The sequence below is a fragment of the Siminovitchia sediminis genome (genome assembly GCF_042680885.1).
Taxonomy (GTDB): Bacteria; Bacillota; Bacilli; order Bacillales; family Bacillaceae_C; genus Siminovitchia; species Siminovitchia sediminis.
On record NZ_JBHUEO010000012.1, the window covers coordinates 100,171 to 113,170 of the forward strand.

The following is a 13,000-nucleotide window of genomic DNA, read 5'->3' on the forward strand; positions in this document are numbered from 1 at the left end:
ACCAAACTTGGGTTGCATCAACTTCTCATAAAAAATTATAACAAAGTTGAAACCTTTTATCCTGATTGTCCGTAGAGTTGATAGGGAGATTTATGTATTGGAGGGCTTGCCATGATATTATTTTTTAGACTGGTTATATTGGCTTTAATCATTTATCTTTTTTACTTAGCCGTCAAATTTATACTGGATCCCAAAAGGAAACTGGAAAGCGCGCATGAACAAAAGAAATATTTCTTTTATGATCAGCCCGATAATGTACGGAAAAATTTTCTGGTCACGTATGAGGGAGTCCTGTTTGAAGGCGAGAAGTACTTAGGGACCACCGATCGAGCATTTGAAGTAGTCTCCATATTTATATTTCCCCATAACCCTGATTTACTGCAGGGACTCAGCTACGAGGATTTTATGTATATCGAAAATGAAGTCAAGCTCAGGTATCCTAATGCTGTCATTGACTGGAAAAGCCCCATTAAAGAATTGCTTGAAAAAAACAGAAACAATAAGGTATAAATAGAGACACCAAAAAAGGGTAGGTGGACAGGAGTATGCCCCGTCCCCTATCCCTGCTGCATTTTATATTTTCTCCTATTCTTCCATTTATGATAGGTAATCGCCATGGTTGTCATGATGGCTGGTACTGCAAGGACTACGGATGTTAGAAAAATCCATTCCACGATGGTCTGGACAAATCCGGACGCAAGGGTCATCGCAGTCCACAAAATTACCGTCAACGCAAGCATGAAGACTGTATACGCCTGAACAGGCTTTCCCAGACGCTCCAATTTATCCCTGCTTGTTTCTACATCACTGTATATAGGTATTGTTCCTTTCTTTGCTTTAAAAATATGCATGTCATGACTTGAACAAACATGCTCCCAACCGGAATCTGAGAACATATCGAAGTACTCCACCTGTTCACCTGGCTGCAGCTTCCGGTAATCGATACTGAAAATGACGTCTTCACATTCACCTTTTTCCAGTTCATAACCCATAAAACGAAATTTTTTCAAATTCCAGCCCTTTAAAGCTTTTTTTCGTAACTTTTCCATGTCTTTGTTTTCGGAAAAAGCAAGGCCGTTTGACATTAAATATTTTGTAGGTGCCATTATTCCTTCCCTCCTGCCAGACCTTTTTCTGCCAATTCAATCATGGCTTTTCGACGGGCAATATCTTCCTTTAATACCGTTCTCCCTTTTTCAGTTAATACATATACTTTGCGCCTTGAATCCCAGTCAGCGTGCGGCATGATCAACTCTTCATTCAGCAGCTTTTTAATAATGGTATAAAGGGAAGCCGGCCCGATTACAAATGCCCCTTTCGTATGTTCCTCAACTAAGCTCATGACGGCATAGCCATGTCTTGGTTCCGTCAGGGCAGCCATGATATAGAATACAGAGTCTGTAAGTTGTTCCAAAGATTTCAATTTTAACGCTCCTTTATATCACTTAGTGATATATCTAATTAAAAATATATCATAAAATGATATATCTCTCAATAACTATTTTACACAATTCCCATTGTGATTTATATGGCTATTTCTCCCGAAAGGCATTAACATCGTCATTTTGTGCGTTTTATTGAAGCCATATCAGTTACATGGCTTTTTCTAATAAAAAAAAGCGGTTCAAATGGATTGCCGCCTCGGTGTCAATGAATCCTTCAGAGAGATTTGTGGGAAAAAAAATCATGCCATTTCATAATGACCATTTTTTCACGAAGCAAATAGAATAAGATTAATAACCCAAGAATGATCAATACTCCAATTTCTGCGGAAAATTGAGTAATATATTCGCCGAATACTGTATAAAAAAATGCCAAGGGCAAGTTTGTGGCTACAGACCCTTTTATAAATCCTCGAAAATCAGGCCTTCTTTCCAATAGACAGAGGTTCAGTAATTGATAATGAAAAAATGGAATCAGTCGCAATACGGCAATCTGACCCACAGTCATTTTGGTATGGGGGCCAAACCACCGATGTTTTATGTTCATGAGTTTTTGATACGTACGCGGAATTCTTCTAATAACAAAATAAAAAAGAGCAGATAATAGCAATAATCCGGTCATCGAATAAAGCGTGCCAAGAATACTGCCGAACAGCATACCCCCTGCCATACAAACGAGTGCAACTGGAATGAAGGTAAACTGCCTGACGACATGAAATAAAATAAACATCAATGGGGCTAACGGGCCGCTCCCCTGCATAATCGAAAGCATCACAAGCAACGGTTCACTCAAGATGATCACCTGCTTTCTTTTATATCCTATTAGATTCAGACCTTTGTTATGACAAGGGGCCATTTCTTAAGAAAAAAAACCGCTCCTCCAAAAGTGGAGAGCGGCTTTTTATGATGAAGTACATTGATTAGTTATACGTCCAGCTTTTGCGCCTGATCCCTTAAGATCACAAGCCAGTTGAAGCAGGGGAAGGAGTACTCTTCTGGACCTTCCCCATTGCCATGCTATTAAAGAATCACGCGGGTGCTATGAAGCCTGGGGCTTTGCTGACGTGTCAGCTATGCTGGCCGGGGTACCTCGCTTTTAAGATTAAAGAGCTGCTTTTGCTTTATTTGCAAGTTCTGCAAAAGCTTTTTCATCAGAAACAGCAAGATCTGCAAGCATTTTGCGGTTTACTTCGATGCCTGCAACTTTTAAGCCATGCATTAAACGGCTGTAGGAAAGTCCGTTCATGCGTGCTGCTGCATTGATACGTGTAATCCAAAGCTTACGGAATTCACGTTTTCTATTGCGGCGGTCACGGTAAGCATACATATATGATTTCATGACCTGCTGATTAGCTGTTTTATATAATGTATGTTTAGAACCATAATAACCTTTGGCTAATTTTAATACTTTTTTCCGACGTCTGCGGGTAACTGTTCCGCCTTTTACGCGTGGCATATGATTTCCCTCCTAGTGCTCCTAAATTATTTAATGTTATCCAATAAATGACGAATTCTGCGGAAGTCTCCTTTGGAAACGATAGCAGATTTGCGAAGTTGACGTTTTTGTTTAGTAGATTTATTTGCGGCCAAGTGGCTTGTATACGCATGTGAACGTTTCAATTTGCCAGAGGCAGTCTTTTTAAAACGTTTTGCCGCGCCGCGGTGTGTTTTCATTTTTGGCATATGAATTTCCTCCTCAAACCATTACTTTTCATTAATCGGTGCCAATACAAGGAACATGCTTCTGCCGTCCATTCGTGGTTTGGACTCGACAGTCGCCAAGTCTTTGCACTCATCGGCAAAACGTGTCAATACTTGCTGGCCGATTTCTTTATGAGTAATCGCACGTCCTCTAAAGCGGATAGATGCTTTCACTTTGTCCCCTTTTTGAAGGAACTTTCGTCCATTGCGGAGCTTTGTATTAAAATCATGCTCATCAATTGTAGGACTTAATCGAACTTCCTTCACATTGATCACTTTTTGGTTTTTCCGTGCTTCTTTTTCCCGCTTTTGCTGCTCAAAACGATATTTTCCGTAGTCCATGATTCTGGCTACCGGGGGTTTTGCGTTCGGCGCAACCAATACAAGATCAAGATTTGCACGGGAAGCAATGTCCAATGCTTCATTCCGGGACTTTACTCCCAGTTGATTGCCATTCTGATCAATGAGACGAAGTTCACGGGCACGAATGCCTTCATTCACAAACACATCTTTGCTAATAGTTAGCCACCTCCAAGGTATTTTCAGGAATACTGCGTTTGAGTAAAAATAGGGCTGAACTTTGTTCCGTACTCAACATCATTCTTTTCGCCTATCTTTAACTTTACAGCCCAAAAATAAAAGACGGGCCGCAAAAGAGACCCGCCTTTAACCACACCCATCCCAGGTGTGGATTATATAAGCTATTCAATCATAACCTGTCAACAGCTTGATGCGTCAAACAGGCGAGAAGCGGGCAGCTCCTTCTTACACAAACAAGTATTCATTTTACCTTATATAGTCTAGCATGTAAACATTTCAATGTCAAACACAGCAAAGAGGAAGCATAGTTTGCAACGTTTTTTATCATACCAAAATTGTAGTCAACCAGCAACGTTTTTTTGTAAAATGTTTATTTTAATGGTATTGGGTAAAACTTTTTATAAATACTGGAACTGAAATGAGGAGGTTAACACCTATGAAAAAATGGATATATTCCATTTCAATCCCTTTATTTGCTTTCGGACTGGCTGCCTGCTCGGATGATCCATCCATCGACAACCATCCCAAAGAGCAAATGGTTGCCCCGGACGAAAAGCATAATGACAATAATGAACTGATTCAAACATCCGACAGCGCTGATAAATCGGATGGCGGCAATGTTAACAATAATAACCCGGATGATCAGGAATTTGTGGAGCAGTTCCCATATAAAGATTTTGATCTGGATATCGAATATTCTCCGGATATGGAATACGATTTTGTATATGAATTAAAGGATGAAGAAAAAGCCGAGTACCGTGCAATTTTGAAGGACTCTGTCCACGATAAGAAGCTGGAGGGCGTTGAAGCATTCCAAACCTTATACACATTGCTGCAGGATGTTCAACTGGATGAGAATACTTCTAAAGAAGATGCCATCCGGCAAATCCTTGAAAGCTTCCAATTAGACGATGATTATACTTCCTTTGAATTGGAATATACGTTGAAAGATGGAACAGAAGCAGAGTTTGAAGACAAAAAATGATGGAAATAAACAAACCAGGTGAAGAGCTAATTCCCTCACCTGGTTTTTTATTGGAGCTCCTCATCAATGATCAGGCTGGCTTCATTGATAACCGGACATGATCGATGATTTGATATTTTACATGGCAGACCTCCGGAATGCAAATACGGGGCCAGCCCTGACCTGGCTAATGCACCTTATTCAGGCACGCATCTCCAAGACGTGTTACCTTCCATGGAAATTGGGACCTCGTTCGGGGATGCATTTCCGTGATATGTTACCTTTTCAGGACCATATGGACTTTATCCTTTCTTGGCGCCCTCTTCACAGCCCAGGCTCGTAGTTTGGGCTCATTGAACCTTTCTTGGCCTCAATCCTTCCCAAAATGCCTTCACCTTTTATCCGGGCAAGTGGATTTCTCAGGAACCTGGTACCCTGCTTCTGCATAAATGAAATACACCCATCAAGGCTTACACAGTTTTTTTACTAAAATGGACTCTCCCTCAAAAATCCCTATACCACCCATTACTTATATGCTTTTACTTCCTCCTGAAGACGTGTGACAAATTCTTTCAAAGGAACCGTTTCTGTCTTTTTCTCACCATATTTCCGAACGTTCACGGACTCTGCACTTACTTCATTGTCTCCGACAACAAGCATATATGGTATTTTTTGCATTTGCGCTTCACGGATTTTATAGCCGATTTTTTCATCGCGCTGATCCATTTCTACACGGAACCCTTGTGATTTCAGCTCATCTGTCACAAGTTTGGCATAGTCAAAGTGAGCATCCGGTGATACAGGAATCACTTGGACTTGAACAGGTGCCAGCCAAGTAGGGAATGCGCCTTTGTATTCCTCAATTAAAAAGGCGACAAAACGTTCCATCGTTGAAACAACTCCACGGTGAATGACGACAGGGCGATGCTGCTTGCCGTCCTCGCCCACGTAGGTTAAATCAAACTTTTCCGGAAGCAGGAAGTCCAGCTGAACTGTGGAGAGGGTTTCTTCTTTGCCCAGGGCTGTCTTCACTTGAACATCCAACTTAGGCCCATAGAAAGCCGCTTCCCCTTCAGCTTCATAATAATCCAAATGCATTTCATCCATTGCTTCTTTTAGCATGGACTGGGCTTTCTCCCACATTTCATCATCATCAAAATATTTTTCTTTATCTTCAGGATCACGGTAGGAGAGACGGAACGAGTAGTCTTTCAGATCGAAATCCTTATATACTTCCTGAATTAGTTCAACCACGCGGATGAATTCATCTTTAATTTGGTCAGGACGCACAAAAATATGGGCATCATTCAACGTCATGCCGCGAACCCGCTGAAGTCCGGATAATGCCCCCGACATCTCATAGCGATGCATCGTGCCTAGCTCCGCAATCCGGATCGGAAGCTCGCGGTAACTGTGAATATCGTTTTTGTACACCATCATATGATGAGGACAGTTCATCGGACGCAAAACGAGCTGTTCATTGTCCATGTCCATCACAGGAAACATGTTCTCTTGATAATGATCCCAGTGACCGCTTGTTTTATATAAGTCGGCACTCCCCAAGACAGATGTATATACATGGTCGTAGCCGAGCTCCACTTCTTTATCGACAATGTAGCGTTCAATGATCCGCCTGATGGTAGCACCCTTTGGCAGCCAGATCGGGAGACCCTGCCCCACTTTTTGGGAGTTTGTAAATAAGCTGAGCTCCTTTCCAAGCTTGCGGTGATCCCGTTCTTTGGCTTCTTCCAGCATCTTTAAGTGATCTTCCAGCTCGCTCTTTTTAAAGAAGGCTGTTCCATAGACACGCTGTAGCATTTTATTGTCACTGTCTCCACGCCAATAGGCACCCGCAATACTCAGAAGCTTAAAAAATTTAATTTTACTTGTAGAAGGAACATGAACGCCCCGGCATAAGTCATAAAATTCGCCTTGTTCATAAATCGTTACTTTTTCATCCTCCGGAATCGCATCAACCAATTCCTGTTTATACTCATCATGGGCAAAAAGCTCTTTCGCTTCATTTCTGCTTACTTCTTTCCGTACAATTTCCAGATTTTCGTTAATAATTTTATTCATTTCCTTTTCAATGGCAGGCAAGTCGTCCGGAGTCAATGATTGTTCGAGGTCCATATCATAATAAAATCCGCCTTCGATGACAGGACCCACTCCAAATTTCACCCGCGGATAAAGACGAGAAACCGCCTGGGCCATTAAATGGGCCGTACTGTGGCGAAGAACTTCCAGTGCCTCGTCGCTGTCGGCTGTAATGATTTCAATTGCACCATTTTCTTTAAGGGGAGTTCTAAGGTCAACCATATGACCATTAAACTTCCCGGCAACAGCGTTTTTTTTCAGCCCCGGGCTGATAGAAGCTGCAATGTCTTCGGTTGTTGTACCGAGGGGATATTCTTTAACAGATTCATCCGGAAAAGTAATTTGGATTTGATCAGACATACGAATCTACTCCTTTTTCTATCGTTAAATATAAAAAGCCCGTCCCTGACGAAGGGACGAGCTGTACACACGTGGTTCCACCCTAATTTACACAAAGCAGCCGTGCTGCTTTATGACTTGGAATTTACATAACGGATGAGGGTCCGCCATCCACTACTTGATAGTTCATGGATGGAGTTCAAAGGTGGTAAGCATTCAATTCGTGTTAGGAAGCTTTCAGCAGGCCTTCCCTCTCTGTAAACCGTAAATGAATACTCTTGTCCTTTTCATAACTTTTACCTTATTTCATTTATGTACGTATTATAGTGCGTTCACCAATGAAAATCAAGAGTTTCATTTATTCGACTGAATGTTGTGAAGGCAAGATGACCATCCGCTCTTCAAATATGTTTACGAGTGTGCGGATGAGCGGCTTCTCTTCCTGCGAGGTAAACAGATGGATTTTTTCAGGAGCCATTGAAAGAAGCGGTGCGATTACAGCTGAATCAATATAAACCGGATGATTCGCAAGCAGCCGGCGGTCCACCATATTCATCACACATTCCTTATCCATCTCCTTGAAATGTTCATCATAGAAAATAATCTCCCCGTCGTCGATATAAAGGTGGACTTGCCTTTTGATCGGAGGACGATGCTTTAAATAATCCCGGAGCATCTGAATAAACATTTGATAATCCTGCTCCATCTTATATTCATCGATAGCCACATGAAGGTATTTAATTAAGGCCTGTTTATACTCTTTAAGCCTGAAGGTGACCAATGTGTCAAAATGAATGGATCGTGTTGAACGAAGCAAAGATAAGATCGCTTCCTGTACCATTTCTGATTCATTCACTTGTCCTGTCATCGAAGTTAACTCTTTTCTGTTCCCGTTAAACATAGCGGTCACGATATCTATGATTTGATTTCGCTCTTCCCTGCTTTCATAAAAAAAACTTTCTAAAAGTATCCGGTGAAGAAATTCACCTCTTTTCACCTGAATAATAAATTGGCCTAATACATCTATATAAGTTAAACCTTCTTTTGGAAATGAAAAGACAAAAAATCCCTGTTCTTTAGAAAAAGGTTGTTCAAAGCCGTTTTTGAGTAAAAAATTTTGCAGCTGTACTGCTTCTTCTTCACTGGTAAATAGGATGTCCACAACCGGTTCCCCCTTTGAGCCACACTTTCCTCTCCTGTTTCATATATATGGGAAGGATGTCCGGGCTATAACCAAGGAAACAAAAAAAGCACCCCACGTCATTGGGTGCTGTATATTATTGGTGTCTCCGGTTGGGACCTCCCAATTTAATCGGGATGGACAAAAATTTAATTCTCTCCATGAGTCTGCGAGCCTTCATTTTCTCTTCCTCGCCTCTTTGTGTATAAGTTAAATGATGTTCTAAACCGCCAAAATCAAAATTTGATGTGAAAAAGGTCGGGAGCTGTTCATGCATTCTGTATTGCATAATAGAACCAAGAATCTCATCCCTCGTCCAGCTGGACATTGCTTCAGCCCCTATGTCATCCAGCATGAGTACGTGAGATTTTTTTACGGTATCCAATTTCTCATTCAGGGTCTGATCGCCTACCGACTGTTTCATTTCCCGCAAAAACTCAGGGACATATACTACGAGTGAAGGGATGCCTTTTTCCGCAAGTTGATTCGCAATTGCGCCCAGCAAATACGATTTACCCACACCGAACTCTCCGTATAAATACAGCCCCTTTAAACTCTTTCCTGGCTCATATCCGGCTGCAAAGTGCTCAGCATATTCAAATGCGTCCAGTCGTCCCTCACTGTCTAATGCGAAATCAGCAAAGGATGCCTGCAAGATATCCTTTGGCATATAAAAACTTTTGATCAGCTTTTTCGTTTTCCTTCTTTCATCGTCTATGCGTTTTTCCCGGCACGGCCTGTAATGAATGTCAATCTGGTTCTGTGAAACAACAAGGGACGGTTCATAGCCTTTCATCATGTTGACACAGCGGGAAAGGCCCGGGCAGTCACTGCAATTTTTGGACTGTGAGATGTACTCGTACAGTTTCATTAAATGAGTTTGGATCATTCGATCGGTTACCAAATGACGATGACTTTCCAAAAACTTACGGATATCAGGATTTTCGAGTACTTCCTGCTTTAACTGTTCGTATCTATTGCGGAATTCGGGTGTCTGATACAGCTTTTGCATCGTTTGATTAATGCTCTCCACCTTTTTCACCTCCGTTTTTCCGATATTTTCTTTGGATGGCTTCTAATTTTCTTTTTCTTTCTTCAAAATCCTGCTGGTTTACAGCTTGTACCGCTTGTGGCTGGGGTGGGGGGGATTCCTGGTCCTGGTCCTGCATAATAAACCAGTCCGGCAGTTTCTCGGTCCGTATGGGCTTCCGGCGCTTTTGTCCGCTTTCTTTTTTATCTGCGGCCCATTTCTGATATTGGCGGTGCTCATTGATTGCCAATTCCATTGCTTCTTTGACCGTTTTTACTTTTTTTCGTGCCCAATGAGACGCAATCTTTTCCATATAGTTTTTGGATAGTTTCATATCAGTCTTTAGCATGACATAGTGGATCAGCACATTCATGACTCCCGGTTCCAGTTGCTGGCCAAGCATAACTTCCTCCACCGCAGTCAAGTCGGAAACAGCCGGCTGAGCCCCTTCGGAAAGGTCAATTAACAGCTGGCGGGGAGAGGTCGTTTCCAAGTAAAAGATCAGTTTGCTTTCCTTTGTTTCTCCCGGACTGACCATGTCACGGTACATGGGAGATTGGTGCCGATAGACCAACTGTGGCAGCTTGTCCCCATTTTCTAATTGATACCAGTCTCTGGCTGCTTTTCTTAATTCATCCAAGTCAATTTGGTCATCTGGAGTCATGCTGGAAAGGACAATTTTTTGCATATCTATCTCGTTAATAGAATATAAAAAAGAGAGTTTGACGATTGTATCCCTGACTGTTTCAGTAAAAGCTCTCCGTGGAACCATGGCGGCAGATAATCCGGAAAAAAACAAATCAAACTGGAATTGGTCTTCATAAATATGTATAGGTTCAGGCCTCTCACGGTGTATAAATCTCATCTGGGAATCTGGCAGACTGGCTTCCTGGCCTTCCGCATTTTTCAGTGCCCTCACGTTCATGGATGTATACACATCTTGAAAGGAACGGGTCACTTCAGAAAACTCTTCTTTGTTGACAGCCGCGTCTGAAAAAATCCTTTTTAACTTTGAAAAATGGGTGTGCCCCAGCTGCTGATATAAATAAATATTCAGCATCCCATCTGTAAAAAACTGTTCGGCCGATAATGGCGGCTGCAACTCATAGATATAAGATCGATGATCTGGTTCTTCCTTCAAAAAAGTTTTTAATAATCCCATTCCCTCCAGCTTTAACCGGGCCTGGAATATCTCATCCAAGTTCATCCCCAACAGATCCATTAATTGATAATGATTCCATTCCTCTGACCAAAGGCGGCTTTCTTCCACCATATAGGCAAGGGTTGTATATAGATTCGTGGAGAGAACCCCCATTAAAGGCTGATATAAAAAAGAAATGATTTTCTTGTCATGATCAGAAATTTGGCCATTCATTACTGCATAAAAACCATCTACAGGCTGTACTTCATTCCAATATTGTTTCAAGCCAAACACACTTTCACTGTTCTTTTTTAATTAAATCTTTCAATTCATCCAGAAACACATTGATGTCTTTAAATTGCCTATATACTGAAGCAAATCGGACATATGCCACTTCATCCACTTTGGCAAGTTTATCCATCACCATTTCTCCAATTGCTTCTGAATTTACTTCGGCCTGCCCCATATTACGCAATTCTCTTTCAATCTCATTTGTAATGGCATCCAGCTGTTCCAAGGCCACAGGCCGTTTTTCACAGGCACGAATTAACCCCCGTAAAATCTTATCACGGCTGAATTCTTCACGGGTTCCCTCTTTCTTAATGACAATCAGCGGCATCTCTTCCACACGTTCAAAAGTGGTAAATCGATAGGAACATTTTTCACACTCACGCCTTCTTCTGATTGACCTCATTTCGTCTGCAGGCCTTGAATCCACGACACGCGTACCATTATGACTGCATGAAGGGCATCTCATTTTTTTCAGCTCCGTTCAGGTGTTTGCTTCATTTCATTATACAGTAAAAGGGTGGGAAAGAAAAAGGGGAAAACTGGATGAAAGGAACACTCCTGATGCTGCTCTGGAACCTAATGTAACTGAAAAAAACCACACTAGGATTACAGTCGATGTCTCATGTGCTGAGATGACCGGAATACTGTAAATCCTGAACCTATACTGTTGTAATGGGGATCCCCCGTATGAAGAGAAAGGACAGGTGGACTCAAATCAGAGGATTCAATGATTGGGGAAGCGCACTCCAGCTCTGAATGAGGCGGGTCATAAGAAAGGGACCCTCCAAAAACATTGGATGGGTCCCTTTTATGAATTAACCAGCTTTTGCTTCTTTTTTATCCAGTAAGGATGCTACGTACGAAACAAGGTCAACTACGCGGGAAGAATAGCCCCACTCATTGTCATACCAAGCGAGTACTTTCAATTTAGTGTCTTCCATAACGATCGTGGAAAGGCCATCCACAATGGCAGAATTAGGATTTGTATTGAAGTCCACGGAAACAAGCGGCTCCGTAGTAAAATCCAAAATTCCTTTTAATGGGCCGTTTGCTGCTGTTTCAAAAGCTTTATTGACATCCTGGACTGTCACTGAGCGCTTCACATCTACAGTAAGGTCAACTAAAGATACGTTGGGAGTAGGTACACGCAAGGCCATTCCGTGAAGTTTGCCTTTCAAATGCGGTAAAACCAATGCCAATGCTTTGGCAGCTCCTGTAGTTGTAGGGATGATGGATTGTGCGCATGCACGAGCACGACGAAGATCTTTATGCGGATTGTCAAGATTCTTTTGATCGTTTGTGTATGCATGAACAGTTGTCATCAAACCATTTTCGATGCCAAATTCGTCATCAATCACTTTGGCAACCGGTGCAAGACAGTTTGTTGTACAGGATGCATTAGAGATGATATCGTGTTGATCGATATCCAAGGCTTTATCGTTTACACCCATGACAATCGTTACATCTTCATTTTTACCAGGTGCCGTCAAAACAACTTTTCTTGCCCCTGCCTCGAGATGCAACGCAGCTTTATCACGGGAGTTAAATGCTCCTGTTGCTTCAATGACAATATCTATACCCAATTCTCCCCAAGGAAGTTCCTGAGGATTACGGTTACTTAATAATTTTATTTCTTTGCCATTCACGACCAAAGAATTTTCTTTTGCCTGTACATCTGCTTCGAAAATTCCATGAGTTGTGTCATACTTAATTAAATGGGCAAGTGTTTCTGCTGGATAGCTGGCATTAACCGCTACAATGTTGAAACGGTCTTCCATAATCGCCTTTCTAAATACCATGCGGCCGATACGGCCAAAACCATTAATTGCAACATTAGCCTTCATAATAACCGGGAGCCCCCTATATAGTGTTATACTAAATTTCGTATGGTCGTAAATAGTATAACATAATTCATAAAAAAAGAAAGATGAAAATGTTTACTTTTATTCGAAAAGCGGAAGCGCCTGGCTAGCCCCGACAAGCATAAGACGAGCGCAGAATGAAGGCGTTCTTTGCCTTCAGCTGCGATTGGCTTATGACCTCGAGGGGCTAGGCGCTGCAGCTGGACATTCGAAAAGCGGAAGCGCCTGGCTCAGCCCCGACAAGCATAAGACGAGCGCAGAATGAAGGCGTTCTTTGCCTTCAGCTACGATTGGCTTATGACCTCGAGGGGCTAGGCGCTGCAGCTGGACACTCGAAAAGCGGAAGCGCCTGGCTCAGCCCCGACAAGCATAAGACGAGCGCAGAATGAAGGCGTTCTTTGCCTTCAGCTGCG

General features: G+C 42.2%; 14 protein-coding genes and 2 other annotated features. Of the genes, 2 read left to right on the forward strand and 12 right to left on the reverse strand.

The window, feature by feature from the left end; translation table 11 throughout:
* The first annotated feature begins 111 nt into the window (after positions 1-111).
* A complete protein-coding gene (locus tag ACFSCZ_RS06380) occupies positions 112-510 on the forward strand; it encodes a sigma-w pathway protein ysdB (protein ID WP_380772973.1) in 399 nt (132 codons plus the stop codon).
* A gap of 47 nt (positions 511-557) precedes the next feature.
* Here ACFSCZ_RS06380 and ACFSCZ_RS06385 read toward each other — a convergent pair whose 3' ends face one another.
* The 6 genes from ACFSCZ_RS06385 to infC form a co-directional block, all read right to left on the reverse strand.
* The gene (locus ACFSCZ_RS06385) at positions 558-1,106 is read right to left on the reverse strand and encodes a DUF2812 domain-containing protein (RefSeq protein WP_380772974.1); all 549 of its coding nucleotides are present in this window, start codon (positions 1,104-1,106) and stop codon (positions 558-560) included.
* Positions 1,106-1,423, reverse strand: a complete 318-nt coding sequence (locus ACFSCZ_RS06390) for a PadR family transcriptional regulator (protein WP_380772975.1) — start codon at positions 1,421-1,423, stop codon at positions 1,106-1,108. Before ACFSCZ_RS06390 ends, ACFSCZ_RS06385 begins: the two co-directional genes overlap by 1 nt.
* Positions 1,424-1,659: 236 nt before the next feature.
* The gene (locus ACFSCZ_RS06395; protein WP_380772977.1) at positions 1,660-2,235 is read right to left on the reverse strand and encodes a TVP38/TMEM64 family protein; all 576 of its coding nucleotides are present in this window, start codon (positions 2,233-2,235) and stop codon (positions 1,660-1,662) included.
* A gap of 309 nt (positions 2,236-2,544) precedes the next feature.
* Positions 2,545-2,898 (reverse strand): 50S ribosomal protein L20, encoded by a 354-nt coding sequence (gene rplT / locus ACFSCZ_RS06400; protein ID WP_380772978.1) that lies wholly within the window; start codon positions 2,896-2,898, stop codon positions 2,545-2,547.
* A 26-nt stretch (positions 2,899-2,924) separates the two neighbouring features.
* Entirely contained in the window at positions 2,925-3,125 is a 201-nt protein-coding gene (gene rpmI, locus ACFSCZ_RS06405; RefSeq protein ID WP_380772979.1) for a 50S ribosomal protein L35, read from the reverse strand.
* A 21-nt stretch (positions 3,126-3,146) separates the two neighbouring features.
* Positions 3,147-3,689 (reverse strand): translation initiation factor IF-3, encoded by a 543-nt coding sequence (gene infC, locus ACFSCZ_RS06410; RefSeq protein ID WP_380772996.1) that lies wholly within the window; start codon positions 3,687-3,689, stop codon positions 3,147-3,149.
* Positions 3,690-3,771: 82 nt separating this feature from the next.
* Positions 3,772-3,916, reverse strand: a sequence feature (ribosomal protein L20 leader region).
* A 203-nt stretch (positions 3,917-4,119) separates the two neighbouring features.
* On the opposite strand from infC, the gene ACFSCZ_RS06415 reads away from it, so the two are divergent.
* The gene (locus tag ACFSCZ_RS06415; RefSeq protein ID WP_380772980.1) at positions 4,120-4,668 is read left to right on the forward strand and encodes a YusW family protein; all 549 of its coding nucleotides are present in this window, start codon (positions 4,120-4,122) and stop codon (positions 4,666-4,668) included.
* Positions 4,669-5,172: 504 nt separating this feature from the next.
* Here ACFSCZ_RS06415 and thrS read toward each other — a convergent pair.
* The 6 genes from thrS to ACFSCZ_RS06445 all read right to left on the reverse strand — a co-directional run bounded on the left by thrS (position 5,173) and on the right by ACFSCZ_RS06445 (position 12,569).
* Positions 5,173-7,104, reverse strand: a complete 1,932-nt coding sequence (gene thrS / locus ACFSCZ_RS06420; RefSeq protein ID WP_380772981.1) for a threonine--tRNA ligase — start codon at positions 7,102-7,104, stop codon at positions 5,173-5,175.
* Between the two features lie 49 nt (positions 7,105-7,153).
* Positions 7,154-7,383, reverse strand: a binding site (T-box leader).
* Positions 7,384-7,441: 58 nt separating this feature from the next.
* Positions 7,442-8,245, reverse strand: a complete 804-nt coding sequence (locus ACFSCZ_RS06425) for a putative sporulation protein YtxC (RefSeq protein ID WP_380772982.1) — start codon at positions 8,243-8,245, stop codon at positions 7,442-7,444.
* Between the two features lie 115 nt (positions 8,246-8,360).
* Positions 8,361-9,296: a primosomal protein DnaI gene (gene dnaI, locus ACFSCZ_RS06430; RefSeq protein WP_380772983.1), complete on the reverse strand. Its 936-nt coding sequence runs from the start codon at positions 9,294-9,296 to the stop codon at positions 8,361-8,363.
* On the reverse strand, positions 9,283-10,719 hold the full coding sequence (locus ACFSCZ_RS06435) for a replication initiation and membrane attachment family protein (protein ID WP_380772984.1): 1,437 nt from the start codon (positions 10,717-10,719) through the stop codon (positions 9,283-9,285). The genes dnaI and ACFSCZ_RS06435 overlap by 14 nt, the downstream gene beginning before the upstream one ends.
* Before the next feature lie 13 nt (positions 10,720-10,732).
* Positions 10,733-11,191, reverse strand: a complete 459-nt coding sequence (nrdR, locus tag ACFSCZ_RS06440; RefSeq protein WP_380772985.1) for a transcriptional regulator NrdR — start codon at positions 11,189-11,191, stop codon at positions 10,733-10,735.
* A gap of 349 nt (positions 11,192-11,540) precedes the next feature.
* Complete coding sequence (locus ACFSCZ_RS06445; RefSeq protein WP_380772986.1) at positions 11,541-12,569, reverse strand: glyceraldehyde-3-phosphate dehydrogenase; 1,029 nt, start codon at positions 12,567-12,569, stop codon at positions 11,541-11,543.
* Positions 12,570-13,000 lie beyond the last annotated feature (431 nt).